The organism is Pseudomonas vanderleydeniana, from assembly GCF_014268755.2.
Taxonomy (GTDB): domain Bacteria; phylum Pseudomonadota; class Gammaproteobacteria; order Pseudomonadales; family Pseudomonadaceae; genus Aquipseudomonas; species Aquipseudomonas vanderleydeniana.
Genome location: NZ_CP077093.1, coordinates 5,885,274 through 5,911,034 on the forward strand (window position 1 = coordinate 5,885,274; position 25,761 = coordinate 5,911,034).

Below are 25,761 nucleotides of genomic sequence, written 5' to 3' on the forward strand. Positions count from 1 at the left end.
AAAAGGCCTGCACCGAATCAGCCGGCGAACGCCTGCTGCAAGGCGACCCCCGCGCCGATCAGCCCGGAGTACGGCGCCGTCACCAGCCACACCGGGATGCCCTTGAAGTAGTCGCTCATGCAGCCCTTGTCGGCAAAGCTCCTGGCAAAGCCGCTCCGGATGAAGAAATCGGCGAAACGCGGAATCACCCCACCGACGATATAGACCCCACCGCGCCCGCCGGTGGTGAGCACGTTGTTGCCCGCCACCCGCCCCAGCCAGCAGCTGAACTGCTCCAGCACTTCCTGGGCGACCGGATCACCGGCCAGGCCGGCGGCGGTGATCGCCTCCGGCGTCTCCAACACCGGCTCGTGCCCATCCACCGCGCAGATCGCCCGGTAGACACGCGGCAGGCCACCGCCACTGAGGGCGGTCTCGGCGCTGACATGACCGATTTCGTCGTGGATGTGCCGCCACAGCTGGGTTTCCCGTGGGCTGCTCAAGGGCAGGTCGACATGCCCTCCCTCGCCCGGCAAGGCCATGAAAGCACCATTGCCGAGATCCAGCAGGGTGCCAACGCCCAGGCCGGTGCCCGGACCGATCACGACCGCCGGCCGCCGCGGCTCCGGGGTCCCTTCGCAGACCACGCGGAAATCGCCTGGTTCGAGACGGGTCATGCCCAGGGCCATGGCCGAGAAATCATTGACCAGCAACAACTCGTCGACCAGCAGCGTCGCGCAGAACGTCTTGCGGCTCAGGCGCCAGTGATTGTTGGTGAAACGGAACTCATCGCCGCCCACCGGCCCGGCCACCGACAGGCACACCGCGCCAATCGCGCCAGGCTGCAGGCCCAGGTCACTCAGGTAGACCTTGATGGCGTCTTCCGGACAGGCGTGGTCGGCGGTCGCCAGCACCCTGACCGAGTCCAGGCCGTTATCTTTCCACAGGGCGAAGCGGGCATTGGTGCCACCGATATCGCCAACCAGGGCCAATTTCATTCAAGGGTCTCCAGGGCCGAAGTGAAGGCGCTGGCCCCCTGCTCCGCCGAGCTGAAGGCCACGCGCATGAAGCCGAACAGTTCGCGGCCACAGCCGACATTATTACCCAGCAAGCCGACTGCCGGCTCGCGCGCAGCGAATTCTGCCTCATCCACCAACACCTTCAGCGTGCCCTGCACGCCGTCGACACGGATCACGTCACCGTCGCGAACCCGCGCCAGCGCACCGCCGACATGAGCTTCGGGGCAAACATGGATCGCCGCCGGAATCTTGCCCGAGGCGCCGGACATACGGCCGTCGGTCACCAATGCGACCTTGAAGCCACGGTCCTGCAGCACACCGAGGAACGGGGTCATCTTGTGCAGTTCCGGCATGCCGTTCGAGCGCGGCCCCTGGAAGCGCATGACCGCCACGAAGTCCTTCTCCAGCAGGCCCGCCTTGAAGGCATCGGCCAGGTCCTGCTGGTCCTGGAACACCAGCGCCGGGGCTTCGACCACCTGGTGCTCCGGGGCAACGGCGGACACTTTCATCACGCCACGACCGAGGTTGCCTTCCATGACCCGCAGGCCACCCTCCGGCGAGAACGCCCGGGCGACCGGACGCAGGATGTTTTCATCGAGGCTCTCGGTCGGGCCTTCACGCCAGACCAGCTCACCATCCTGCAGGAACGGCTCGCGGGTGTAGCGGCTCAGGCCATGCCCGGCCACGGTGTTGACGTCTTCGTGCAGCAGACCGGCCTCAAGCAGCTCGCGGATCAGGAACGACATGCCACCCGCGGCCTGGAAGTGGTTGATGTCGGCCTTGCCGTTCGGGTAAACATGCGACAGGGTCGGTACCACCTCGGAAAGGTCGGCCATGTCCTGCCAGGTCAGGTGAATGCCCGCCGCACGGGCAATGGCCGGCATGTGCAGGGTATGGTTGGTCGAGCCGCCGGTGGCGTGCAGGGCAACGATGGAGTTGACCAGTGCGCGCTCGTCGACGATTTCGCCGATCGGCATGAAGTTGCCGCTCTGCTTGGTCATGCGCGTGACCTGGAATGCCGCCTCGCGGGTCAGCGCATCACGCAGCGGGGTGTTCGGGTTGACGAAGGACGCGCCCGGCAGGTGCAGGCCCATCACTTCCATCAGCAACTGGTTGGTGTTGGCGGTGCCGTAGAAAGTGCAGGTACCCGGGCTGTGGTAGGACTTCATCTCCGACTCCAGCAACTCCTCGCGGCTGGCCTTGCCTTCGGCGTAGCGCTGGCGGACATCGGCCTTCTGCTTGTTGGAAATGCCCGAGACCATAGGCCCGCCCGGCACGAAGATGGTCGGCAGATGGCCGAAGCGCAGCGACCCCATCATCAGGCCCGGTACGATCTTGTCACAGATACCGAGCATCAGCGCCGCATCGAACATGTTGTGCGACAGTGCCACCGCGGTCGACATCGCGATCACCTCGCGACTGGCGATCCCCAGTTCCATGCCCGGCTCGCCCTGGGTCACCCCATCGCACATGGCCGGCACACCGCCAGCGAACTGGCCGACCGAGCCGATCTCGCGCAGGGCCTGCTTGATCTGCTCCGGATAGGTTTCGTAGGGCTGGTGGGCAGAGAGCATGTCGTTATAGGACGAAACGATCGCCACGTTGGCGGCATTCATCATCCGCAACGTTTCCTTGTCCTGGCTGCCGCAACCGGCCACGCCATGGGCAAAGTTCGCGCACTGCAGCTTGCCGCGCACGGGACCGTCGCTGGCGGCACCACGAATCAGTGCCAGGTACGCCTCGCGGGTGGCGCGGCTGCGGGCGATAAGCCGTTCGGTGACCTCAAGAACGCGGGGATGCATGTGTAGAACTCCAGGCTAACGGAAATGGCGACCTGTTTGTCCTGAGGTGAGCGAAGGCCTCGGCTGGCGGGGCTTTTCGTTCATCCGGACCCGTTGATTCAGGTCACTCGTTGTAGATAAAACAAAATATTGCCACTAAAAAGGCTTGTTTTCTATTTCTATGCGAATAATCTTGTAATTCCAACAACAAAATTACGACAGGCGCTTTCCCCATGACGCTAAGAATCGCAATCAACGGATTTGGCCGTATCGGCCGCAACGTCCTGCGCGCACTCTATACCCAAGGTTACCGCCAGGACTTGCAGGTCGTCGCCATCAACGATCTGGGCGACAGCGCGATCAACGCCCACCTGCTCAAGTACGACACCGTGCATGGCACCTTCGATGCCAGCGTAGAACATGATCACGAAAGCCTGACCGTCAATGGCGACCGCATCGCCGTCAGCGCGATCCGCAACCCGGCCGAACTGCCCTGGGCCGCCGAGAAGATCGACGTGGTGTTCGAATGCACCGGTCTGTTCACCGACCGCGCCAAGGCGGCCGCACACATCAGTGCCGGCGCCCGCAAGGTGATCATCTCGGCACCGGCCAAGGGCGCCGATGCTACCGTGGTGTACGGGGTCAACCACGACATCCTGCGCCAGTCGCACGAAATCATCTCCAACGCATCGTGCACCACCAACTGCCTGGCCCCGGTGGCCCAGGTGCTGCACCGCGAACTGGGCATCGAAAGCGGCCTGATGACCACCATCCACGCCTACACCAACGACCAGAACCTGACCGACGTCTACCACACCGACCCCTACCGGGCCCGCTCGGCCACCCAGAACATGATCCCGAGCAAGACCGGTGCAGCCGAAGCCGTGGGCCTGGTGCTGCCGACGCTGGCCGGCAAGCTGACCGGCATGGCCGTACGGGTGCCGGTGATCAACGTGTCCCTGGTCGACCTGACCGTACAGCTCAAGCGCGAAGCCAGCGCCGACGAGATCAACGCCCTGTTCAGGGAGGCCAGCCAGCACTCGAAAATTCTCGGCTACAACGCCCTGCCACTGGTGTCGAGCGACTTCAACCACAACCCGCTGTCGTCGATCTTCGACGCCAACCACACCAAGGCCAGCGGCAAGCTGCTCAAGGTCCTGGCCTGGTACGACAACGAGTGGGGGTTCTCCAACCGCATGCTGGATAACTGCCTGGCACTGTGCAACGCCGAATGACCAGCCGATAGGCGGTCACAAGAAAAAGCCTCGTGATTCACGAGGCTTTCGGGGGAGGACGGGATCTCAACTTTGCGGTTTCAAGCCCTGGGACAGACCGAACATGAACAGCAGCAGGTCGTGATCGGGCTTGGCAGTGACGCCCACCTTGGCCACGCGCGGCAGAGGACAACGCTCGCCGCCCTGGGCCATGCTGAGCACCTGCGGCCGCGGCTGTTCCCAGACCACCAGGGCCAGGGACGCTATAGCCAATGCACCGACCAGAAACAAACCTCTAGCTAATTCTAACTTCATCACCGTAAGCCTTTGATGGTGCTGCCGAACGCCATACTGTAAAAGTAGCTCAGCCTGCCCCAGTCCGCTTCGTTCCACGACGAATGGCGCCGCAGCTGCTTCATGTCGTGCTGCGCCGCCCGCTGGCGGGTCAGACGCCGGCGGGCCTTCTCGAAGTCCAGCAGGGCCACTTCGACACTGGCCGACTCGCCCTCGCCCACCACCCGAACGAAGACATGCTTGATATACAGGCAGCCATGCTGCCAGCGACCCCGGTGCATGCGCGCCAGGGTCGTGGCCAATTCATTGAGCAGGCGATCATGCAAGGCCTCGCCATGCCGTTCACGCCCGCCCTCGGCATACCATTGCTCGATCTCGATGAATCCGTCCAGGGCGGCGGTCACCAGCAGCGCCTGCCACTGCCCGCTGGTTTCGCGGCGAGCACCGCAGAACACCAGTTCAGGGACACCGACATCGAGCAGGCGCAGGTTCTTCAGCGCATCCTGCTCACGCAGGACGGTCGGACGACCGAACGGATGCAGCAGGCTGCGATAGGTGTGGCCCACCTGGCGCTTCACGTAGAGCAACCGACCACTGCTGCCCGTGACACGCTGTACACCACTCTCACCACCGCGACGCTGGTTGGGCTCTTCGACCCACTCACCCTTGCGCGTCCAGAAATGCTCGAAACGATCCGTGGCGGTTCCTGCGGTATACGAAGCGTACTCAACGGTCATTCTGCTACCTCTTGCGTAAGATATAGACCCGCCACATGGCGTAGAGAGGAAAGAAGTCCAGATGTTGCTGAACGCGAAAACCTACTTGCCTGAATTCCTCTTCGACCTGGGCGGCCGGTAAGACAAAACGGTTCTGATAACTGTCCGGCTCCGCCATGGCCTTGCGCTTGCGCTCCAGGCGCTTGCGGCGCCAGGCTTTGAAGTTGCCGTCGACCCACAACGAAACGATCACGCTATCACGGGTGACCCGGTGAAACTGTTTCAGTAGTGCCAGACGATGTGCCGACTCACCGATATGGTGTAGCAGACGCATGCAGAAGATGCTGTCGACCGAGCTTTCCGGCAAGTCGATGTCAAATGCCGACGTCTGCAGCGGCCGTACCCGGCTCACTACGCCGGCAGGCTGCGCCCTGAGTGCGATTTCCAGCATCGCCGCGGAATTGTCCGCACCGATGATCACCCGGTTGGGCTTCTCCGCCAACAATGGCCAGAAACGCCCCGCACCGCAAGGCAGATCGAGCACCAGCCCCGGCTCACCCGCCAGGGCCAGGGCGGAACGCGCCAGTTGCTCGTCACGCAGGTGGGACAATCGCCGCGCCATCCCGTTCCGGTGCTTGCGCAGATATTCCTGAGCATGCTGCTCATCGTACTTGTCGGAAAACTCAAGTTTTACCGGGGAACTCATAACCGTCTCCTGTAGCTGACGGCCACAGGTTATGTAGGCACACGTCAGCTACAGGTCGTTCCCTCGTGAAAAATTCGTACCGTCCAGCACAAACCATTACAATCTTTTACAAGCCAACAGTAATAGCAAGGGGCCACAAGCGTAAACCCCGTGGAACGTTGTGCCCCGATGAGACAGGGCACGGAAGGTCAGGTTCTGGAATGGGCCAGGTCCACCTGGAAGCGGCACCCATTGGGCTCCATGGTCGTGAGACTGACGTGCCAGCCCTGGTTCTCGCAGATCCGCTGTACCAGCGAAAGCCCCAACCCCAGGCCCTCGCCACGTTTCTCGTCACCGCGCACGAACGGCTGGAACATCGCCTCGCGTTTCTCTTCGGGAATCCCCACACCACTGTCCTCGACCACGAAGCCCTCCGGCTCCAGCGTCAAGCGGATGAACCCCTGCTCCGTATAGTGCAAGGCATTGCGCAACAGGTTGCCCATCACCGCGTGCAGGAAGGTGGCGTTATAGCGCGTATTCAGCGGACAGCCCGGCTCGAAGATCAACGTCAGCCCCTTTTCCTCGATCGGAGTACGCCAGAGGCCAATCAGGTCTTCGGCCACCACACTCAGCGAAACCTGCGGCGACATGCTGGCATCTTCGCGCTGCGCGCGTGCGAGCATCAGGAAGGTCTGCACGAGCTCGCGCATTTCCTCGCTGGCGCGGGCGATCCGCTCGACCTGGTTGCGTCCACGCGGATCCAGCGCCGGGTTCTCCAGCAACAGCTCGCAGGAAGTGGCCAGCACCATCAGCGGCGTACGCAACTCATGACTGACGTCACTGGTGAACAGGCGCTCGCGCGTCAGCGCATCACGCAGGCGTCCCAGGGTCGCGTCGAAGGCCACCGCCAACTCACCCACCTCGTCAGCCGCATAGTCAGGCGCCAGCAATGGCGCGAAACCAAGCAGCTGGTCGCGGTGGCGCACCTGGCGGGCCAACCGCACCACCGGAGCCATCACCCGCCGCGCCAGGACCCAACCGAGGAACACCGCCAGCACCAGGGCCAGGACGAAGCCCACCAGCACCACGGCGAACAGCACCCGCTCGCGCTCCTCGAAGTCACTCTGGTCCTGCAGGAGGACGTAGCGCCGGCCGTCGACCACTTCGACCATCGCGTGATAAGACAACTGTTCGCGGAACACCTCGTGGAAACCCGGATCGAGATGACGCAGGTCCTTCGGCAGCTCGAAGTCGCCCTTGCCGCCACTGTAGTAGAACAACTGGTCGGGTTCGGGCCGATGACTCCAGTCGCTCACGCTGTCCATCAACAGCAGGCGCTGCAGATCGCCACCCAAGCCTGCGGAAATCAGTTTTTCCTCGACCAGATGGACCGTGGCCACGATCCCCATGGCGAAGGTGCCCGCCACCAACGCACTCATCAAGGCAAAGGCAATGATGATGCGCTGGGCCAGACTCTGCTTAAACTCCATCACGACCCTCGGCCAGGCGGTAGCCGACACCGTGCACGGTGTGCAGCAACGGCTTGTCGAACGGCTTGTCGATCACCTGGCGCAACTGGTGCACATGGCTGCGCAGGCTGTCGCTGTCCGGGCAGTCATCCCCCCACAGCGCCTCTTCCAGCACTTCGCGGCGCAAGACATGCGGGCTCTTCTGCATCAGTACCGCCAGCAGTTTCAGCCCTACCGGGTTGAGCTTGAGCAGACGGCCCTGACGGGTCACTTCGAGGGTATCGAGGTCGTAGCTCAGGTCGCTGACCTGCAGGGCCCGGCGACCGCCGCCCTGGGCACGCCGCAGGACCGCCTCGATCCGCGCGGCCAGCTCGGACAACGCGAACGGCTTGAGCAGGTAGTCGTCGGCACCGGACTTGAAGCCCTGCAGACGGTCGTCGAGCTGGTCGCGGGCGGTCAGCATGATCACCGGCGTATCGCGCCGGGCATCCTCGCGCAGCCGCTTGCAGAGGGTGTAGCCGTCGATCCCGGGCAACATGATGTCGAGCACGATCAGGTCATAGTGCTCGGTGGCGGCCAGGTGCAGCCCGGAAAGGCCATCTTGCGCGCAATCGACGGTATAGCCTTTAAGCCCCAGGTAGTCAGCCAGGTTGGCGAGGATATCGCGGTTGTCTTCAACCAGTAGAATTCGCATGGGTACTCTCCTCCGTACGCGGTAACGCCCCTCTTTGCCGGGCAGCTTAAGGTGAAGTTCGGCTCAGGGCTAGGGCGGGAAGATTTAATGGTTTTTTCACCCGGGGTTCACGACCTGGGCACGGCCGGGCCGCCAGAATCGACGCGCCCAGGCCATGGCCGGAAAAATCGCGCCCATGAAAAAGCCCCGCACAAGGCGGGGCTTTTTCATACGGGAGCCGGGTGGCTTACATCATGCCGCCCATACCGCCCATGCCGCCCATGTCTGGCATGCCGCCGCCAGCTGGAGCATCTTTCTTCGGAGCATCAGCGATCGCCGCTTCAGTGGTCAGGATCAGACCGCCGATGGACGAAGCAGCCTGCAGGGCCGAACGGGTGACCTTGGTTGGGTCCAGGATACCCATTTCGATCATGTCGCCGTATTCGCCGCTGGCAGCGTTGTAACCGAAGTTACCCTTGCCGTTCTTGACTTCGTTGACCACGACGCTTGGCTCGTCACCGCTGTTGGCGGAGATCTGGCGCAGCGGTGCTTCAACGGCACGACGCAGCACGGAGATACCAACGTTCTGGTCGGCGTTGTCGCCCTTCAGTTCGCTGATGGCTTGCAGGGCACGGATCAGGGCCACGCCACCGCCAGGAACCACGCCTTCCTCGACGGCTGCGCGGGTAGCGTGCAGGGCGTCTTCAACGCGGGCCTTCTTCTCTTTCATTTCGACTTCGGAGCCGGCGCCAACCTTGATCACCGCAACGCCGCCGGACAGCTTGGCCAGGCGCTCTTGCAGTTTTTCACGGTCGTAGTCGGAGGAAGTCTCGGCGACCTGGGCACGGATCTGGGCGATGCGCGCTTCGATATCGCCCTGTACGCCGGAACCGTCGACGATGATGGTGTTTTCCTTGGACAGGGTTACGCGCTTGGCGCTACCCAGGTGCTCCAGGGTGGTGCTTTCCAGGGTCAGGCCGATCTCTTCGGAAATGACGGTACCACCGGTCAGGACGGCGATGTCCTGCAGCATGGCCTTGCGACGGTCGCCGAAGCCTGGTGCCTTGACGGCAGCAACCTTGACGATGCCACGCATGTTGTTCACAACCAGGGTCGCCAGGGCTTCGCCCTCGACGTCTTCAGCCACGATCAGCAGTGGGCGGCCGGCCTTGGCAACAGCTTCCAGCACGGGCAGCATTTCGCGGATGTTGGAGATCTTCTTGTCGACCAGCAGGATCAGCGGACCGTCCAGTTCGGCGGTCATGGTGTCCGGCTTGTTGACGAAGTAAGGGGACAGGTAGCCGCGGTCGAACTGCATGCCTTCCACGACCGACAGTTCGTTTTCCAGGCCCGAACCTTCTTCGACGGTGATCACGCCTTCTTTACCGACTTTTTCCATGGCTTCGGCGATGATGTCACCGATGGAGCTGTCGGAGTTGGCGGAGATGGTACCCACCTGGGCGATCGCCTTGGTGTCGGCACATGGCTTGGACATCGCCTTCAGTTCCTTGACGATGGCGATGGTGGCCTTGTCGATACCGCGCTTGAGGTCCATCGGGTTCATGCCGGCGGCAACGGCCTTCAGGCCTTCGTTGACGATCGACTGAGCCAGAACGGTAGCGGTGGTGGTACCGTCGCCAGCGTCATCGTTGGCACGGGAGGCAACGTCCTTGACCAGTTGCGCGCCCATGTTCTCGAAACGGTCTTCCAGCTCGATTTCCTTGGCAACGGAAACGCCGTCCTTGGTGATGGTCGGAGCGCCGAAGCTCTTCTCGATGATCACGTTACGGCCTTTCGGGCCCAGGGTCGCCTTTACCGCGTCAGCCAGGACGTTAACGCCGGTCAGCATTTTCTTGCGGGCGGAGTCGCCGAATTTAACTTCTTTAGCAGCCATGATCGTTATTCCTTAAATACTTTGTAGTAACGGGAAGAATGAGCGGGGAATCAGCCTTCGATAACGGCGAGAATTTCGTTCTCGCTCATTACCAGCAGGTCTTCGCCGTCTACTTTCACAGTGTTGCTGCCGGAGTACGGGCCGAATACGACCTTGTCACCCACCTTCACAGACAGCGCACGTACTTCACCGTTGTCCAGCACACGGCCAGCACCTACAGCGAGAACTTCACCGTGGTTGGCTTTCTCGACAGCAGTGGCTGCCAGAACGATGCCGCCGGCGGATTTCTTTTCTTCTTCGCTGCGACGAATGACGACGCGGTCATGCAGAGGACGAAGCTTCATTGTCGATCTCTCCTAATTATGATTTTCAGCGACCAGTTCTGGACCGGCCGGTTAACAAATCCGGCGTTGCCGGTTACGGCTCGACGAGCGAACCGCGGAAGACTGTCTGGCGATTTGCGCCAAAACCTTGCGGTGACCGTTACATAGGGGCACCAAAAGCGATTACAAGGGCGACTGACGTTTTTTTTTGCAGCACTGGCAAACGGCCAAAATGCACACGGCACCCGAAGGTGCCGTGTGCAGGTCCAGCCGGCCACTCAGGAGTCACGGTGCTCGAACTCACCCTCGATCACCTGTGGCTGGCGGCCGTTGGCTGGTGCCGCGCCAGGCTGTCCACGGGCATACAGGTCATCGGCGAAAGCACGTTGGCGCACGGATTGTTCCTCGGCACGCCGGCGCATGCGGTCGGCCGCCAGGCGACGGGTCATCGGCAGCAGCAACAACAGGCCCAATACATCACTGATGAAACCAGGCAGCAGCAACAGGCCACCCCCCAGGGCCAGCATCAGTCCCTCGAGCATGGTCTGTGCCGGCAACTCGCCACGATTGAGGCTTTCACGAGCCCGCAGGGCGGTGGCCAGGCCGGCCACGCGCAACACCAGCACACCGATTGCCGAGCCGAGAATGATCAGCGCCAGTGCCGGGAAGAACCCGATTGCCGTGCTGACCTGGAAAAACACGTACAGCTCCAACACCGGAAACAGGAGAAAGAGCAGGAGAAAAGCGCGCATCGAATAAGTCCTCTTCGGAAGAAGTCCTTCCAGTCAGTCCTAGATGACGTCGATATCCCGTGAATTCAACCCTGGACGGCCTGCTTTTTCGGCCATTGCCCGGCGCAAGCCAGGGAAACCAGGGCTTCGCGGACCTCCACGGGCGTGTTGCAAGGTGTTTCAAAACCCAGCCAGTACACCCCCTGGCCAATGCGCAGGTGCATGCCTTCGGTGTCTATGCCCGCCAGCTGCGCCGGTTCACGGTTGGGCAACCCGGTCAATTCAACGTAGTGGGCAATGGCCTTGGCATGATCACTGTTCATGTGCTCGACCATGCTCACTTCGGCCTTACCGGCGAACGGGTTGGCCAGGGTCACCTGGTCGAGCCAGTGGATCGCGCCAAAACCGCCGATATAGCGGTGACGTACCGGCTTGAGCACCCAGAAGTCGAAATCGTGGGCCTTGTGATAGTTCCGTGAATCGGGGAAGTAGCGATAGTAACGCTCGGCTGCGGCCTCGATGGCTTCTGCCTCGGCGAGCTTTTCGGCCTCGGCCAGGTAGGTCAGGCGACCGACCGCCTGGACGTCCTCGGCCTCGCGCTCACCCACCAGCAACGAGCACTTCGGATCCTTCTGCAGGTTGTGCGTGTGCTGGGCGATACGGCTGATCAGGATCAGCGGACGGCCTTGGTCGTCCAGGCAATACGGCACCACGGAGCCGAACGGAAAACCGGGCATGGCCTTCGAATGCGTCGACAACACGCCCCGGTACTCCTTGAGCAACAATTCGCGCGCATGCTTGGCTACTTCAACGCTCACCTTATGACTCCCCCTACGAAATCCGTCACTGACGGACGAGCGCCCCGGGGTCGATTCACCCGTGGCCGGCTCTGGCTGACTGACGAACGGCAAACGCCACGCACGTGTTGACCTGGTATGCGAATGCAACTCAATGACAAGGTAATCATTATCCGCGGCGGTTGCCAGAGGCAGCCGACTGACCGGGCGCAGGAGACGATAACCTACCAGGCCACGCCGAAACCGACGGTGTAGCGGGTCTTGTTCAGACTGGTCTCATCGTCGCCATTAATAATGTCGCGTTCGGCCTTGAGATTCAGGGAGGCCCACTCGGTGACCTTGTAGCGCAGGCCGAGCTGGGCATCGAGGGAATACTTCGACGGGCCGCTCAGCGGCCGGCCGAGCTCGCCATTGGTGAACAGCTCGATGGTCTTGCCGACCAGATAGCGGTTGTAGTCCCACTTCATCCCCAGCGAGTAGAAGTTCTTCTTCTCGCCATCGGAGTATTCATAGCTGGTGTTGTTGAGCAGCGAGCCGAGGGAAAAGGCGCCCAGCTCGTCATCCCAGAACTGGTAGCCGGGACCGGTACCGAGGGTGCGCTGGCGCGACAGGTCCTCGACCCGGTCGCGCTTGTAGGTCAGCCGGCCCTGCCAGAACCATTTTTCGGTCAGGAAGCGGTCGAGGGCGTACTCGACACCCCAGTTGTCGGTCGTCACCACCCGATCCTGGAACTCGCGGTTGTATTCGCCCTCGGCATGATGGCGCCAGGCGCCATGCCGCGCGGTGGTCTTGAAGTCGATGTCGTAGTCGTCGGTGTCCTTTTCCGCACGCTTGTAGTCCATGGCCACGTCGACATTGCCCTTCCAGACCATGTCCTCGATCAACGGCTTGGGCTTGACGATCTGCTGGATGCTCGCCAGCTCGACGGTTTTCGGCGCCTCGCCGTTGGCCAGGATCACCTTGCCGGCCTCGGCGGCGCGCAGCGACTTGGCTTTCTCGCCGGAATAGGCGTCCTGCTTGACCAGCAGTTCCTGGTCGCTTTCCAGGGTCTTGACCTGGGACCAGTCCAGCGAGACGTTGCCGGCGTAGGTGGTCTGCACCACCAGCTTGCCGCCATCGAACAGGCGGATCTTGCCACTCAGGCGATCACCGTTCTTCAACCAGATGGTGTCGGCCAGCAAGGGCGTGGAAGCGCTGAAAACAGCGAGGCAGAGCAGGGTTCTGGACAACATGGGCAACACAGGACTCGGGTTTGCAAGAAAAAACCGGCATTATCGCGGGAGATGCCGCCTGAACAAGGACTGACCGGCCGGCAACTGGCGAGTTCAATAATCACTCTCAATAATTCAGAAAATACCTACATAGAAAGGCAAGAATTACTACAGGAATGAACGTGAGCGAAGAAGCCGACGGCGACAGCCCCGCACAAATGCGCCGTACCGCCCTCTACCTGACGCTGGACCAGGTACCAGCCGGCAAGGTGGTCACCTACGGCCAACTCGCCGAACTGGCCGGGCTCGGCCGCGCCGCACGCTGGGTCGGGCGTACCCTCAGCCAGCTACCGGCCGATACCCGGCTGCCCTGGCACCGGGTCCTGGGTGCCGGCGGTCGGATCAGCCTCCCGGCCGGCAGCCCGTCCGGCGACGAGCAACGCGCCAGGCTGCGCACCGAAGGTGTCAGCGTCCTGAACAATCGTGTCGATATCAAGCGCCATGGCTGGCGCCCGATAGAGCACAGCGGTTAGAGTGCGCGCTTTGTTTCCGTCAACCCTGAGGCAGATTCCAGCCCATGCCCCGTAAAACCTGGCGCGCCGCGCTTGCTGCCTATGCCAGCCCCTCGACATTAGTGTTGCTGCTGCTCGGTTTCGCTGCCGGTCTGCCTTACATGTTGGTGTTTTCGACGCTCTCGGTCTGGCTGCGCGAGGCTGGCGTCGCCCGTGAAACCATCGGCTATGCCAGCCTGATCGGCCTGGCCTACGCCTTCAAATGGGTCTGGTCGCCCCTGCTCGACCAATGGCGCCTGCCACTACTGGGCAAGCTGGGGCGCCGCCGTTCGTGGCTGGTGCTGGCGCAGACGCTGATTGTCCTCGGCCTGATCGGCATGGGTTTCTGCGACCCGCAAAAACACCTGTCCTGGCTGATCGCAATCGCCGTACTCGTCGCCTTCGCTTCCGCCACCCAGGACATCGCGGTCGACGCCTACCGTCTGGAAATCGCCAACGACAGCCAGCAGGCCGCCCTTGCCGCCAGCTACATGTCCGGTTATCGGGTCGCGGCGCTGCTGGCGACGGCCGGCGCATTGTTCTTTGCCGAAGGTTTCGGTTCCACCGGTTTCAGCTACAAGCACTCGGCCTGGACCGGCACCTATGTGCTGTTCGGCGTGCTGATGATCCCGGCATTGCTCACCACGCTGCTCATGCGTGAGCCACCGGTGCCGCTGCGCACGCAGCTGTCGGCCGGACGCTACAGTTTCATCCACCAGCTGGCATCGGTGTTCGTGCTGATCATCCTGCTGGTGTCGGTCCCGGCGATGTTCACCCAGCTCTACAACACCGACTTCGCCAGCGTGCTGTTCCACGACGCCACCCTGCTCGACCTGTTGCTCGAAGACCGCGCCTTCCTGCGTGCGATCCTCTACACCACCCTGACCGCTCTCTGCCTGTCGCGCATGGGCCGCCGCGGCCTGGCGCCCGTGCTGACACCGGTCAACGACTTCATCGTGCGCTACCGCTGGCAGGCCCTGCTGCTGCTCGGACTGATCGCCACCTACCGGATGTCGGACACGGTGATGGGGGTGATGGCCAACGTCTTCTACATCGACCAGGGCTTCACCAAGGACCAGATCGCCGGCGTCAGCAAGATCTTCGGCCTGATCATGACCCTGCTCGGTGCCGGCGTCGGCGGCCTGTTGATCGTGCGTTTCGGCATCCTGCCGATCCTGTTCATCGGCGGCGCCGCCTCGGCCGCGACCAACCTGCTGTTCATGCTGCTGGCCGACATGGGCCCGAACCTGAACATGCTGATCGTGACCATCTCCCTGGACAACTTCAGCTCGGGCCTGGCGACCTCGGCGTTCGTCGCCTACCTGTCGAGCCTGACCAACCTGAAGTTCTCCGCCACCCAGTACGCCCTGCTCAGCTCGATCATGCTGCTGCTGCCGCGACTGATCGGCGGCTACTCGGGCGTGATGGTGGAGAAGCTCGGCTACCACAAGTTCTTCATCGTGACCGCCGTAATGGGCATTCCTACCCTGATCCTGATCGCACTGCACTGGTACCAGGAGATCCGTGGCGACGGCCCCGCGCCCGCCAACGAGACTGAAACCCAGGAAGCGCCGTAACGGGACTTCCTGCCCGGGAACACCCCGTAAACACGGGGGGAGCCAACCTCCCCCCGCGCAAGACCCGCCTCATGCCTGTACGCCGCCTGATCCCGCCCGTACAATGCTCCGTTATTTCCAGTCATAAGCACCGACAACGGCCAATTCATGCGCACCAGTCAATATTTGCTCGCCACACTGAAAGAAACGCCTTCCGATGCGGTCGTGATCAGCCACCAGCTGATGCTGCGCGCCGGGATGATCCGCAAACTCGCTTCCGGCCTGTACACCTGGCTGCCGATGGGCCTGCGCGTGATGCGCAAGGTCGAAGCCATCGTGCGCGAGGAAATGGACGCCGCCGGCGCCCTGGAAGTGTTGATGCCGGGTATCCAGCCGGCCGAGCTGTGGCAGGAATCCGGTCGCTGGGAACAGTACGGCCCCGAGCTGCTGCGCCTGAAGGACCGCCATGACCGCGACTTCTGCGCCGGCCCGACCCACGAGGAAGTGATCACCGACCTGTGCCGCAACGAGTTGAGCAGCTACAAGCAGCTGCCGATCAACCTGTACCAGATCCAGACCAAGTTCCGTGACGAGATCCGCCCACGCTTCGGCCTGATGCGCGGCCGCGAATTCATCATGAAGGACGCCTACTCCTTCCACGCCGACCAGCCGTCGCTGCAAGTCACCTACGACCGCATGCACCAGGCCTACTGCAATATCTTCACCCGCCTGGGCCTGCGTTTCCGTCCGGTGGAAGCCGATAACGGTTCGATCGGTGGCGCCGGTTCCCACGAGTTCCACGTACTGGCCGAGTCCGGCGAAGACGATATCGTCTTCAGCAATGGCTCCGATTACGCAGCGAACATCGAGAAAGCCGAAGCGGTGCCTCGCGAAACCTCGCGCCCTGCACCGACCGAGGAACTGCGCCTGGTCGACACCCCTGACGCGAAAACCATCGCGCAGCTGGTCGAAGGCTACAACCTGCCGATCGAGAAGACCGTCAAGACCCTGATCGTCCACGCCGAGGAAGAAGGCAAGCTGATTGCCCTGATCGTCCGTGGCGACCACGAACTGAACGAGATCAAGGCCGCCAACCAGCCTGGCGTCGCCAGCCCGCTGGTCATGGCGTCCGACGCCGAACTGCGTGACGCCATCGGCGCCGGCGCCGGTTCCCTCGGCCCGCTGAACCTGCCACTGCCGATCATCATCGACCGTTCGGTCGCCCTGATGAGCGACTTCGGCATCGGCGCGAACATCGACGACAAGCACTACTTCGGCGTGAACTGGGAACGCGACCTGCCGGTACCGACCGTCGCCGACCTGCGTAACGTCGTGGCCGGTGATCCGAGCCCGGACGGCAAGGGCACCCTGGAAATCAAGCGCGGCATCGAAGTCGGGCATATCTTCCAGCTGGGCACCAAGTACAGCGAAGCGATGAAGTGCCAGGTCCTGGGCGAGAACGGCAAGCCGGTCACCCTGACCATGGGTTGCTACGGCATCGGCGTGTCCCGCGTGGTGGCTGCGGCCATCGAGCAGAACAACGATGACAACGGCATTATCTGGAGCGACAGCCTCGCGCCCTTCCAGATCGCCCTGGTACCGCTGCGCTACGAGACCGAGCAGGTTCGCGAAGCCACCGACAAGCTCTACGCCGAACTGACCGCAGCCGGCTTCGAAGTGCTGCTGGACGACCGCGACAAGAAGACCAGCCCGGGCATCAAGTTCGCCGACATGGAACTGATCGGTATCCCTCACCGGATCGTGGTCAGCGACCGTGGCCTGGCCGAAGGCAACCTGGAATACAAGAGCCGTACCGAGAGCGAGGCGCAGGCACTGCCGGTCGCCGACGTGCTGTCGTTCCTCCAGGCCCGTATCCGTCGCTGAGCCCAGATAGAGCCCTCATGTCCAATCGAAGTACCTTGACCCTCGGGGGCGCCGCCTTGTGCGGCGCCCTGCTGCTGGCTGGCTGCGCCAACCCGATGTCGCAGCGCAGCGAGCACGAGGAACGCGTCGAGCGAAAACTGCTCGAACACAGCCTGCAGATCGATGTCGGTGACCCGAAGATCCTCGAGTTGCCGCAACGTCGTGTACGGATCCACGAACAAAAGACCTTCGAAGTCACCGAGTTCGATGTCACCCGCCGCTACGACCGCTACACGCCCTACCAGCCGTGGCGCAAGGTCTACGAGATTCCGCTGGGTGCGGTGGCGCTGGTTGGCGGCGTGGGTGCCAACGTGGTCAACGTGTTCGCCCTCGGTACCCTGCCCAGCAGCGTGACCCACGACTGGCTGAGCTACGGTGTCGATGGCCTCAACCCGTTCATGAACATGCAGTCCCATGGTCGGGCGCAGCAGAACCTGGCTGGCATCGAGGAAGTCCAGCGCGACAAGCGCATGGAGTATTCGAGCCTGCCCTGGGCCGAGCGTCCGGTCGAGGTCGTCGCCGGTCGCCAGACCTACGAGCTGACCACCGACCGTCACGGTGTATTGCGCCTGAACCTGCTGGACAGTCCGTTTGCCGAGCAGGACCTGAACCGAATCGGCAGCCTGACGATTCGCGTCGAGGACACCCAGGACCAGATCCACTCCGATTCCAGCCTGTCCATCAGCAGCAAGCTGCGTGGCAAGTTGGTCGAGGCCCACGCCCTGATCTACGACGACCTCGAGGGCGACGACGTGAGCCAATGGGTCCACCGGGTCAAGCGCTTGTCGGAACTGGGATTGGAAGAGGAAGCCAGCGAACTGGAGCAGAGCCTGATCGAACTGACCCGCAACGATCCCGAGTTGCAGCGTGAATTCGTCAAGTCGCTGACCCGCAACGCCGGTCGCCTGGTTGCCGATCCCGGGGCCATCTGAATCGACTGGGTGGCCCGCCTTGACCCGGCGGGCCATTTAGCGGTTGAACAGCTCCAGTTGCTCATGGCCGCTGCGCAAGTCCTGCAGGCGCACGCCAATGCCCAATAGCCGTACCGGCTTGCCACCTCGGGCAAACGCCTGGCTCAGCAGTTGCTGATAACTCTCCAGATCCCGCGCCGCACCGGCCTGCTCCAGGGTGGTCTGGGTAAAGTCGTGGAACTTCACCTTGACGAAGGGCTTTCCCGGTCGATAACCACTGTCCAGCCGAGCCACACGCCCAGCCAGGGTTTCCATCAGGTGCGGCAACTTCTCCAGGCAACTCTCAAGATCGGGCAGGTCGGTGTCGTAGGTGTTTTCCACACTGATCGACTGGCGCCGACTGTCGTTGTGCACCAGGCGCTCGTCGATCCCGCGCGCCAAGCCCCAGAGCCGCTCGCCAAAACTGCCGAACTCGCGCACCAGGGCCAACTTGCCCCATTCACGCAGTTGCAGGCAATCGACGATTCCCAGTCGCTCGAGCTTCTGCGCCGTGACCTTGCCGACGCCGTGCAACTTGCTCACCGGCAACCCGGCAACGAAGCCCTCCACCTGGTCCGGGGTGATCACGAACAACCCGTCGGGCTTTTTCCAGTCACTGGCGATCTTCGCCAGGAACTTGTTCGGCGCAACGCCCGCCGAGACGGTGATGTGCAACTGCCGGGAAACCCGGCGCCGGATGTCCTGGGCGATCCGCGTCGCACTGCCGGCAAAGTGCGGGCTATCGGAAACGTCGAGGTAGGCCTCGTCGAGCGACAGAGGCTCGATCAGCTCGGTGTAGTCGCGGAAGATCGCCTGGATCTCCTTCGAGACCTCCTTGTAGACGTCCATGCGCGGCTTGACGATCAACAGGTCCGGGCACAGGTTCAAGGCATGCCGCGACGACATCGCCGAGCGCACGCCGAATGCCCGCGCCTCGTAATTGCAGGTAGCGATCACCCCGCGGCGATCGGCTGAGCCACCGACCGCCATCGGCCGGCCCGCCAGGCGCGGATCGTCACGCATCTCGATGGCTGCGTAGAAGCAATCACAGTCCACGTGAATGATTTTGCGTTGCGTCATGAGGGACAGTTCTGAAGGCAGGAACGCATGGATCGCCAGTATCGCACCAGTCACTGTATATAGCACCAGTAGTTTGAATCTTCGTTCCAGGTTGTAGGAAACCACCAAAACGAATTTATTTTCTCAATCGACGAACGGCCACCAATAGAGCTGAAACCCTTGCCCAGCATGGCCCCGAGCCACCCCGAAAGCCGTTTTTGAATCCTAAGCAGTTGAACAATAAAGAGGTTTTTTGAAATTAAGGTTTGACAGCCTCGCGGATATCTGTAGAATTCCGCCACATCAGACGCGGGATGGAGCAGCCTGGTAGCTCGTCGGGCTCATAACCCGAAGGTCGTCGGTTCAAATCCGGCTCCCGCAACCAAACATCGAAAAAGGCCATATCGAAAGATATGGCCTTTTTTGTTTCTGGTTATTTCTATCCGCCCCGCCTTTTTCCCACACCGCAAAAAAACCTTGCCCACCTGACACTTAGCGAAACCGAGCAGTCACTTCCGGCATTTCTGCATTTTTTTTGACCATCCGGACCATTAAAGGTTGACACCGCGCCGTTCGGCTGTAGAATGCCGCCTCACTGACGCGGGATGGAGCAGCCTGGTAGCTCGTCGGGCTCATAACCCGAAGGTCGTCGGTTCAAATCCGGCTCCCGCAACCAAACATCAGAAAAGGCTACTCGAAAGAGTGGCCTTTTTTGTATCCGCCGAAAAAGTCCCCCCGCCACCCGCGCGAACCCTCGACAGAAATCGGAGTCAATGGCTGCACAGGCTATGCTGAATTCGCAACAAACTTCCTCTACAACAACAGCCCCGGTGCGTGGGTCGCCGCAAAGCGGCGAGACGCGTTAATATTTGTAATTATTTTGTCCATAGGGATTGGTAACTTGGCTGGATACCTCCATCCTGTCGCGCACAATCCTAGAGGTGATTGATGCGCGCCAACTCGTCTGAACCACAAGACCCCGTCACAGCGACACACCCGATTGCGGCCACCCGTTTGCGCTGGCTGGATCTGTTGAGCAAATACCGTCAATCCGTCGGCCTGGCTGTCACCCTGCTGTTGTTCGCCATTGCCCTGATCGCCTGCCGTCACCTGCTGATGGAGCTCGATCTGGATGCCCTGCACGACTCGATCATGAGCGTACCCAAGCCGGCACTGGGTGGAGCGGTCGCGGCCACCGTCATCGGCTTCATCATCCTGCTTGGCTACGAGTGGTCCGCCAGCCGCTACGCGGATGTCCAGCTGCCCGGCAAGACCCTGATGCTCGGCGGCTTCACCGCCTTCGCCATCGGCAACGCGATTGGCCTGTCGCTGCTTTCCGGCGGTTCGGTCCGCTATCGTCTCTATGCCCGCAACGGCCTGGGCGCTGCCGAAGTCGCCCGGATGACCCTGTTCGCCAGCCTGTCGCTGGGCTGCGCCCTACCACCGCTGGCCGCCCTGGCGACCCTGAGCAACCTGCCGGCCGCTTCCGAAGCCCTGCACCTGCCACCCTACCTGCTGGGCGGCGTCGCCGTGGCCATTCTCGGCCTGTCCGGCCTGCTGGCACTGGGCATCTATCGCCGGCGCCTGCCGGAGCAACCGATCCCCAACAACCTGCTGGTCAAGGTCGGCCGTCGCACCCTGCGCCTGCCCAGCGCACGCCTGACCCTGCTGCAACTGGTCATCACCGCCCTGGACGTGGCGGCAGCGGCCACCGTGCTCTATCTGCTGCTGCCGCAAGCGCCGCCCTTCGGCGCCTTCCTGCTGGTCTACCTGCTGGCCCTGGCTGCCGGGGTGCTGAGCCATGTGCCCGGCGGCGTCGGGGTGTTCGAGGCGATCCTGCTGGCCGCCTTCACCAACGAACTGGGCGCCGCCCCCCTGGCCGCCGCACTGCTGCTGTACCGGTTGATCTATGTTCTGCTGCCACTGCTGCTGGCCTGCCTGACGTTGCTGAGTACCGAGGCACAGCGCCTGATCGCCTCGCGCCAGAGCATGCGTGTAGCCTCGGGCATGGCCGCGCCGATCCTCGCGGTCCTGGTGTTCCTCTCCGGCGTGGCCCTGCTGTTCTCCGGCGCCACTCCGGAAATCGATACGCGCCTGGAAGGTATCGACTTCCTGGTGCCGGATCGCCTGATCGATGCCTCGCACTTCGGTGCCAGCCTGGTCGGTGTCCTCTGCCTGCTGCTGGCCCAGGGCCTGCGCCGGCGCCTGTCGGCCGCCTGGATGCTGACCATGATCCTGCTGCTGGTCGGCGCACTGCTGTCACTGCTCAAGGGCTTCGACTGGGAAGAAGCCAGCATGCTGACAGCGACCGCCTGCCTGCTGGGGATGTTCCGCCGCTCCTTCTACCGCCCCAGCCGCCTGACCGAGCTTCCCTTCTCGCCGCTGTACCTGGTTGCCAGCCTGTGCGTGCTCGGCGCCTCGGTCTGGCTGCTGCTGTTCGCCTACCAGGACGTGCCCTACAGCCACGAACTCTGGTGGCAGTTCGCACTGGACGGTGACGCCCCTCGCGGCCTGCGCTCACTGCTCGGTGCCGCCGTGCTGCTGGTGGTGGTCTCGTTGACCTGGCTGCTGCGTACCGAGCGGCCGGTAATCCACCAGCCCAACGACGAGGAACTGGAGCGCGCGCACAAGATCCTGCTGGCCTCCGACCAGCCCGACGGTGGCCTGGCCCTGACTGGCGACAAGGCGTTCCTGTTCCACCCCACCGATACCGCCTTCCTGATGTACGCCCGCCGCGGCCGCAGCCTGGTGGCCCTGTACGATCCGATCGGCCCGGCACGCCAGCGTGCCGAACTGATCTGGCAGTTCCGTGACCTGTGCGATACCCACCACGCGCGCCCGGTGTTCTACCAGGTACGAGCCGAAAACCTGCCGTACTACATGGACATCGGCCTGACCGCGATCAAGCTCGGCGAGGAAGCCCGGGTCGACCTCAAGCGCTTTGACCTTGAATCCAAGGGCAAGGAGATGAAGGACCTGCGCTACACCTGGAACCGTGGCAGCCGCGATGGCCTGTCCCTGGAGATCTACGAGCCGGGGCAGGCACCGCTGGACGAGCTCAAGGTGATCTCCGATGCCTGGCTGACCGGCAAGAACGTCCGTGAAAAAGGTTTCTCCCTCGGTCGTTTCAGCCCGGACTACATCAACCACTTCCGGGTGGCGATCATTCACTTCGAAGGTCGCCCGGTGGCGTTCGCCAACCTGCTCGAGACCCACAGCCACGAACTGGCGAGCCTCGACCTGATGCGCTCGCACCCCGAGGCACCGAAGCTGACCATGGAGTTCCTGATGGTCGGCCTGATTCAGCACTACAAGAATCAGGGCTATGCCCGCTTCAGCCTCGGCATGGTCCCGCTCTCCGGCCTGCAGCCACGGCGTGGTGCTCCATTGACCCAGCGCCTGGGCTCGATGGTGTTCCAGCGCGGCGAGCAGCTCTACAACTTCCAGGGGCTGCGCCGCTTCAAGGACAAGTTCCAGCCTGACTGGGAACCCCGTTACATGGCCGTGCCAGCCGGACTCGATCCGCTGGTCGCCCTGGCCGATACCGCCGCCCTGATCGCGGGCGGCTTGACTGGATTGGTGAAACGCTGATGATTCGACGCTCCTGGCGGTTGTTACTGGCAATAGTGGTGGTCCTGGCCGCGCTCGCGGGCGCCGGCTACTGGTTCTGGAATCGTCCGGCGCCGGAACCGACCCTTGAACACCTGAGCCAGGCCGACGGCTCCACCCTTACCCGCCTGGTCCCCGGCACCTCGCCCAAGGCCCAGGTCATCGTCGCCACCCTCGCCGAAGACGCCCTGAGCGACAAGCAACTGGCGGCCCTGAGCCGTGGTGGCGCGGCACAGATCGTCCAGGTGATCCTGCCCAAGGAAGACTGCAAGCTGCAGCAGGCAGCGCTCGACGCGGCGATGACACAGCTCAAGGGCCCGGCGACCGTGGTCACCGGCATCGGCCCCGGCGCCTCACTGGCCTGGAACTGGCTGGCGGCGCAGAACAACGACCAGGCCCAGGCCATCTCGGTCGGTTTCACCCTCGAGCAGCCAGGTTGCACCGTCCCGGTTCCGAAGTCGGCTGCCCATGGCCACTGGCTGGTGGCCTGGAACGACGGCCCGGATGATCCGAGCGCGGCCTTCGTGCGCGATCAACCCAACGCCGAGACCAGTATCAGCGACTACGACATCCACCTGCCGCAGGTGCTGAACAACGAACTGCGCAAGATGCTGGTAGGCAACGAGAACGGCGGCCTGACCATTCCGGTGGTCGAAGTGCCCGCTGGCCAGACCACCGACACCGTGACCCTGTTCCTCTCCGGTGACGGTGGCTGGCGTGACCTGGACCGCGATGTCGCCGGCGAAATGGCGAAGATGGGCTATCCGGTGGTCGGTATCGACACCCTGCGCTACTACTGGCAGCACAAGAGCCCGGAGCAGAGCGCGGTCGACCTGACCGAGCTGATGCAGCACTATCGGCAGAAATGGGGCACCAAGCGCTTCGTGCTGACCGGCTACTCCTTCGGCGCCGACGTCCTGCCGGCGATCTACAACCACCTGCCGGAAAACGAGCAGCAGCGGGTCGACGCGATCATCCTGCTGGCCTTTGCCCGCAGTGGCAGCTTCGAGATCCATGTCGATGGCTGGCTGGGCAAGGCCGGCATGGAACTGGACACCGGCCCGGACATGGCCAAGCTGCCTGCTGCCAAGGTGCTGTGCATCTACGGCAAGGAAGAACTCGACGAAAGCGGCTGCACCACCAAGACCGCCGTCGGTGAAGCCATGGAACTGCCGGGCGGCCACCACTTCGACGAGAACTACCCGGCCCTGGCCAAGCGCCTGATCGATGCGATCGACAAGCGCCAGAGCAAGGCCAAGGCCGAATGACCTGATCCAGGCCCAATAAAAAGCCCCCGCTGCCGCAAGGCAACGGGGGCTTTTTCATGCCAGGGGATTACATCTCGACCTGGGTCCCCAGCTCGATCACCCGGTTGACCGGCAACTTGAAGAACCGCAGGTTGCCGTTGGCGTTCTTCAGCATGAAGGCGAACAGCGACTCGCGCCAGCGTGCCATGCCGACGATCTTCGACGCGATCACGGTCTCACGGCTGAGGAAGTAAGTGGTACGCATCGGACTGAAGTCCAGCTCGTCGAGATGGCACAGTTTCAGCGCCTCCGGAACGTCCGGTTCGTCGGTGAACCCGAAGTGCAGGATCACCCGGAAGAAGCCCTCGCCGTAGGCATCGACCTCGAAACGACGCTGGGCCGGTACCCGCGGGATGTCTTCATAGACCACCGTGAGCAGCACCACCTGCTCGTGCAGCACCTGGTTGTGCAGCAGGTTATGCAACAGGGCATGCGGTACCGCATCCGGACGCGCAGTGAGGAACACCGCAGTCCCCTGCACGCGATGCGGCGGCTGCACGCGGATACTGCCGATGAAGATCGGCAATGGCAGGCCGCCCTCGTCGAGACGGTCGACCAGCAGTTCCTTGCCGCGCTTCCAGGTGGTCATGAGCAGGAACAGCACGATCCCCGCCAATACCGGGAAGGCACCGCCCTGGACGATCTTCGGCACGTTGGCGGCGAAGAACAGCCCGTCCACCAGCAGGAAGCCGACCAGGATCGGCACGGTGAGCACCGGTGGCCACTTCCACAGCAGCAGCATCACCGCCGACACCAGGATGCTGGTGATCAGCATGGTGCCGGTCACCGCCACCCCGTAGGCCGAGGCCAGCGCGCTGGACGACTCGAAACCGAGCACCAGCAGGATCACCCCGACCATCAGGGTCCAGTTCACCGCACCGATGTAGATCTGCCCCTGTTCGGCGCTGGAAGTGTGCTGGATGTACATGCGCGGGATGTAGCCGAGCTGGATCGCCTGGCGGGTCAGCGAGAAGGCCCCGGAGATCACCGCCTGGGAAGCGATCACGGTGGCCAGGGTCGATAGCCCGACCAATGGAATCAGCGCCCAGGACGGGGCCAGCAGGTAGAACGGGTTGCGTGCCGCTTCCGGATCCGCCAGCAGCAGGGCCCCCTGGCCGAAATAGTTCAGGACCAGCGCCGGCAACACCAGCGCGAACCAGGCCCGGGCAATCGGCTTGCGGCCGAAGTGGCCCATGTCGGCATACAGCGCTTCGGCACCGGTCAGCGCCAGTACCACTGCACCGAGGATCGCCACGCCGGTGCCGGGATGCACGATGAAGAAACGCACGCCCCACGCCGGGTTCAGCGCGCTGAGGACTTCCGGATGCTGGGCGATGCCATGCACGCCGAGAATCCCCAGCACCAGGAACCAGGTCACCATCACCGGCCCGAACAGCTTGCCGATGCTGGCCGTCCCGTGTTTCTGGATCAGGAACAGCCCCACCAGCACCACCAGCGTCAGCGGCACCACCCAATGCTCCAGGCCATCGAAAGCCAGCTCCAGGCCCTCGACCGCCGATAGCACCGACACCGCCGGGGTGATCATGCTGTCGCCATAGAACAGCGCCGCGCCGATCAGACCGAGGATGATCAGCACCGCCCGCAAGCGCGGATAGGACGCCGATGCACTGCGTGCCAGTGCGGTCAGGGCCATGATCCCGCCCTCGCCCTGGTTGTCCGCCCGCAGGATGAACAACACGTACTTGATCGAGACCACCCAGATCAGCGACCAGAAGATCAACGCCAGGATCCCGAGAACGCCATCATGATTGACCTGCACCCCATATCCGCCGGTGAACACCTCCTTGAGGGTGTACAACGGGCTGGTGCCGATATCGCCGTACACCACGCCCACAGCGGCAACCAGCATGCTCAGCGGTTTTGCCACCGAGTGACCGGCTTGCGCCTCACTCACTGCATGACCCATCAACTACTCCCCCACAACCCGGACCGGGGCTTCTTCAACGAAGCACTATTCTTTTTCAGTTCAGCATGTCAGTGCAGCATGCGCTGGTTTTCT

The 25,761-nt window shown here is 62.8% G+C and carries 21 protein-coding genes and 2 tRNA genes; 9 read left to right on the top strand and 14 right to left on the bottom strand.

Features of this window, described 5'->3' with window-relative positions; all coding sequences use genetic code 11:
- Positions 1-17: 17 nt before the first annotated feature.
- Positions 18-977 carry a glucokinase gene (locus HU752_RS26460; protein WP_186687065.1) on the bottom strand — a complete coding sequence of 320 codons (960 nt, stop codon included), beginning with the start codon at positions 975-977 and terminating at the stop codon, positions 18-20.
- Complete coding sequence (edd, locus tag HU752_RS26465) at positions 974-2,800, bottom strand: phosphogluconate dehydratase (protein WP_186687062.1); 1,827 nt, start codon at positions 2,798-2,800, stop codon at positions 974-976. Before edd ends, HU752_RS26460 begins: the two co-directional genes overlap by 4 nt.
- Before the next feature lie 212 nt (positions 2,801-3,012).
- Here edd and gap point away from each other — a divergent pair, with 212 nt between their 5' ends.
- Positions 3,013-4,014 carry a type I glyceraldehyde-3-phosphate dehydrogenase gene (gene gap, locus HU752_RS26470; RefSeq protein ID WP_186687059.1) on the top strand — a complete coding sequence of 334 codons (1,002 nt, stop codon included), beginning with the start codon at positions 3,013-3,015 and terminating at the stop codon, positions 4,012-4,014.
- Between the two features lie 66 nt (positions 4,015-4,080).
- On the opposite strand, the gene HU752_RS26475 is transcribed toward gap, so the two are convergent.
- The 10 genes from HU752_RS26475 to HU752_RS26520 form a co-directional block, all read right to left on the bottom strand.
- A complete protein-coding gene (locus tag HU752_RS26475) occupies positions 4,081-4,308 on the bottom strand; it encodes a hypothetical protein (RefSeq protein ID WP_186687042.1) in 228 nt (75 codons plus the stop codon).
- Positions 4,308-5,024 carry a lipopolysaccharide kinase InaA family protein gene (locus tag HU752_RS26480; RefSeq protein ID WP_186687038.1) on the bottom strand — a complete coding sequence of 239 codons (717 nt, stop codon included), beginning with the start codon at positions 5,022-5,024 and terminating at the stop codon, positions 4,308-4,310. Before HU752_RS26480 ends, HU752_RS26475 begins: the two co-directional genes overlap by 1 nt.
- Before the next feature lie 4 nt (positions 5,025-5,028).
- Entirely contained in the window at positions 5,029-5,709 is a 681-nt protein-coding gene (locus tag HU752_RS26485; RefSeq protein ID WP_186687035.1) for a class I SAM-dependent methyltransferase, read from the bottom strand.
- A 188-nt stretch (positions 5,710-5,897) separates the two neighbouring features.
- The gene (locus HU752_RS26490) at positions 5,898-7,178 is read right to left on the bottom strand and encodes a sensor histidine kinase (RefSeq protein ID WP_186687032.1); all 1,281 of its coding nucleotides are present in this window, start codon (positions 7,176-7,178) and stop codon (positions 5,898-5,900) included.
- The gene (colR, locus tag HU752_RS26495) at positions 7,168-7,851 is read right to left on the bottom strand and encodes a two-component system response regulator ColR (RefSeq protein WP_010448646.1); all 684 of its coding nucleotides are present in this window, start codon (positions 7,849-7,851) and stop codon (positions 7,168-7,170) included. The genes HU752_RS26490 and colR overlap by 11 nt, the downstream gene beginning before the upstream one ends.
- Before the next feature lie 226 nt (positions 7,852-8,077).
- Entirely contained in the window at positions 8,078-9,724 is a 1,647-nt protein-coding gene (gene groL, locus HU752_RS26500) for a chaperonin GroEL (protein WP_186687029.1), read from the bottom strand.
- Between the two features lie 50 nt (positions 9,725-9,774).
- Complete coding sequence (locus HU752_RS26505) at positions 9,775-10,068, bottom strand: co-chaperone GroES (protein WP_186687026.1); 294 nt, start codon at positions 10,066-10,068, stop codon at positions 9,775-9,777.
- Between the two features lie 257 nt (positions 10,069-10,325).
- Complete coding sequence (locus HU752_RS26510) at positions 10,326-10,799, bottom strand: FxsA family protein (protein WP_186687023.1); 474 nt, start codon at positions 10,797-10,799, stop codon at positions 10,326-10,328.
- Positions 10,800-10,864: 65 nt separating this feature from the next.
- Positions 10,865-11,596, bottom strand: a complete 732-nt coding sequence (locus HU752_RS26515; RefSeq protein WP_186687021.1) for a HugZ family pyridoxamine 5'-phosphate oxidase — start codon at positions 11,594-11,596, stop codon at positions 10,865-10,867.
- A gap of 203 nt (positions 11,597-11,799) precedes the next feature.
- Entirely contained in the window at positions 11,800-12,807 is a 1,008-nt protein-coding gene (locus HU752_RS26520) for a DUF481 domain-containing protein (RefSeq protein WP_186687018.1), read from the bottom strand.
- Between the two features lie 155 nt (positions 12,808-12,962).
- Here HU752_RS26520 and HU752_RS26525 point away from each other — a divergent pair, with 155 nt between their 5' ends.
- From HU752_RS26525 to HU752_RS26540, 4 genes are all read left to right on the top strand, one after another.
- Positions 12,963-13,319 (top strand): MGMT family protein, encoded by a 357-nt coding sequence (locus HU752_RS26525; RefSeq protein ID WP_186687015.1) that lies wholly within the window; start codon positions 12,963-12,965, stop codon positions 13,317-13,319.
- Between the two features lie 44 nt (positions 13,320-13,363).
- The gene (locus tag HU752_RS26530; RefSeq protein WP_186687012.1) at positions 13,364-14,914 is read left to right on the top strand and encodes an AmpG family muropeptide MFS transporter; all 1,551 of its coding nucleotides are present in this window, start codon (positions 13,364-13,366) and stop codon (positions 14,912-14,914) included.
- A gap of 147 nt (positions 14,915-15,061) precedes the next feature.
- Positions 15,062-16,777, top strand: a complete 1,716-nt coding sequence (locus tag HU752_RS26535) for a proline--tRNA ligase (RefSeq protein ID WP_186687010.1) — start codon at positions 15,062-15,064, stop codon at positions 16,775-16,777.
- A gap of 17 nt (positions 16,778-16,794) precedes the next feature.
- Positions 16,795-17,748: a hypothetical protein gene (locus tag HU752_RS26540; protein ID WP_186687008.1), complete on the top strand. Its 954-nt coding sequence runs from the start codon at positions 16,795-16,797 to the stop codon at positions 17,746-17,748.
- Between the two features lie 36 nt (positions 17,749-17,784).
- Here the strand turns inward: HU752_RS26540 and dinB are convergent, their stop codons facing one another.
- Positions 17,785-18,846, bottom strand: coding sequence for a DNA polymerase IV (gene dinB / locus HU752_RS26545; protein WP_186687007.1), 1,062 nt, complete (start codon positions 18,844-18,846; stop codon positions 17,785-17,787).
- Between the two features lie 287 nt (positions 18,847-19,133).
- Between dinB and HU752_RS26550 the strand changes: the two genes are divergently transcribed.
- The 4 genes from HU752_RS26550 (at position 19,134) to HU752_RS26565 (ending at position 23,702) form a co-directional block, all read left to right on the top strand.
- A tRNA-Met gene (locus HU752_RS26550) sits at positions 19,134-19,210 on the top strand.
- Between the two features lie 214 nt (positions 19,211-19,424).
- A tRNA-Met gene (locus HU752_RS26555) sits at positions 19,425-19,501 on the top strand.
- Between the two features lie 272 nt (positions 19,502-19,773).
- The gene (mprF, locus tag HU752_RS26560) at positions 19,774-22,416 is read left to right on the top strand and encodes a bifunctional lysylphosphatidylglycerol flippase/synthetase MprF (protein WP_186688825.1); all 2,643 of its coding nucleotides are present in this window, start codon (positions 19,774-19,776) and stop codon (positions 22,414-22,416) included.
- Positions 22,416-23,702 (top strand): virulence factor family protein, encoded by a 1,287-nt coding sequence (locus HU752_RS26565; protein ID WP_186688823.1) that lies wholly within the window; start codon positions 22,416-22,418, stop codon positions 23,700-23,702. The genes mprF and HU752_RS26565 overlap by 1 nt, the downstream gene beginning before the upstream one ends.
- A gap of 67 nt (positions 23,703-23,769) precedes the next feature.
- Here HU752_RS26565 and HU752_RS26570 read toward each other — a convergent pair whose 3' ends face one another.
- Positions 23,770-25,668: a potassium transporter Kup gene (locus tag HU752_RS26570; RefSeq protein WP_186688821.1), complete on the bottom strand. Its 1,899-nt coding sequence runs from the start codon at positions 25,666-25,668 to the stop codon at positions 23,770-23,772.
- Between the last annotated feature and the right edge of the window lie 93 nt (positions 25,669-25,761).

Coding starts and splice junctions, on each gene's coding strand:
- groL (WP_186687029.1), bottom strand. CDS start 9,724: ATGGCTGCTAAAGAAGTTAAATTCGGCGACTCCGCCCGCAAGAAAATG.
- mprF (WP_186688825.1), top strand. CDS start 19,774: ATGCGCGCCAACTCGTCTGAACCACAAGACCCCGTCACAGCGACACAC.
- HU752_RS26510 (WP_186687023.1), bottom strand. CDS start 10,799: ATGCGCGCTTTTCTCCTGCTCTTTCTCCTGTTTCCGGTGTTGGAGCTG.
- dinB (WP_186687007.1), bottom strand. CDS start 18,846: ATGACGCAACGCAAAATCATTCACGTGGACTGTGATTGCTTCTACGCA.
- HU752_RS26480 (WP_186687038.1), bottom strand. CDS start 5,024: ATGACCGTTGAGTACGCTTCGTATACCGCAGGAACCGCCACGGATCGT.
- HU752_RS26490 (WP_186687032.1), bottom strand. CDS start 7,178: ATGGAGTTTAAGCAGAGTCTGGCCCAGCGCATCATCATTGCCTTTGCC.
- HU752_RS26505 (WP_186687026.1), bottom strand. CDS start 10,068: ATGAAGCTTCGTCCTCTGCATGACCGCGTCGTCATTCGTCGCAGCGAA.
- HU752_RS26460 (WP_186687065.1), bottom strand. CDS start 977: ATGAAATTGGCCCTGGTTGGCGATATCGGTGGCACCAATGCCCGCTTC.
- HU752_RS26530 (WP_186687012.1), top strand. CDS start 13,364: ATGCCCCGTAAAACCTGGCGCGCCGCGCTTGCTGCCTATGCCAGCCCC.
- HU752_RS26525 (WP_186687015.1), top strand. CDS start 12,963: ATGAACGTGAGCGAAGAAGCCGACGGCGACAGCCCCGCACAAATGCGC.
- HU752_RS26565 (WP_186688823.1), top strand. CDS start 22,416: ATGATTCGACGCTCCTGGCGGTTGTTACTGGCAATAGTGGTGGTCCTG.
- edd (WP_186687062.1), bottom strand. CDS start 2,800: ATGCATCCCCGCGTTCTTGAGGTCACCGAACGGCTTATCGCCCGCAGC.
- HU752_RS26535 (WP_186687010.1), top strand. CDS start 15,062: ATGCGCACCAGTCAATATTTGCTCGCCACACTGAAAGAAACGCCTTCC.
- HU752_RS26485 (WP_186687035.1), bottom strand. CDS start 5,709: ATGAGTTCCCCGGTAAAACTTGAGTTTTCCGACAAGTACGATGAGCAG.
- gap (WP_186687059.1), top strand. CDS start 3,013: ATGACGCTAAGAATCGCAATCAACGGATTTGGCCGTATCGGCCGCAAC.
- HU752_RS26570 (WP_186688821.1), bottom strand. CDS start 25,668: ATGGGTCATGCAGTGAGTGAGGCGCAAGCCGGTCACTCGGTGGCAAAA.
- HU752_RS26520 (WP_186687018.1), bottom strand. CDS start 12,807: ATGTTGTCCAGAACCCTGCTCTGCCTCGCTGTTTTCAGCGCTTCCACG.
- HU752_RS26540 (WP_186687008.1), top strand. CDS start 16,795: ATGTCCAATCGAAGTACCTTGACCCTCGGGGGCGCCGCCTTGTGCGGC.
- colR (WP_010448646.1), bottom strand. CDS start 7,851: ATGCGAATTCTACTGGTTGAAGACAACCGCGATATCCTCGCCAACCTG.
- HU752_RS26475 (WP_186687042.1), bottom strand. CDS start 4,308: ATGAAGTTAGAATTAGCTAGAGGTTTGTTTCTGGTCGGTGCATTGGCT.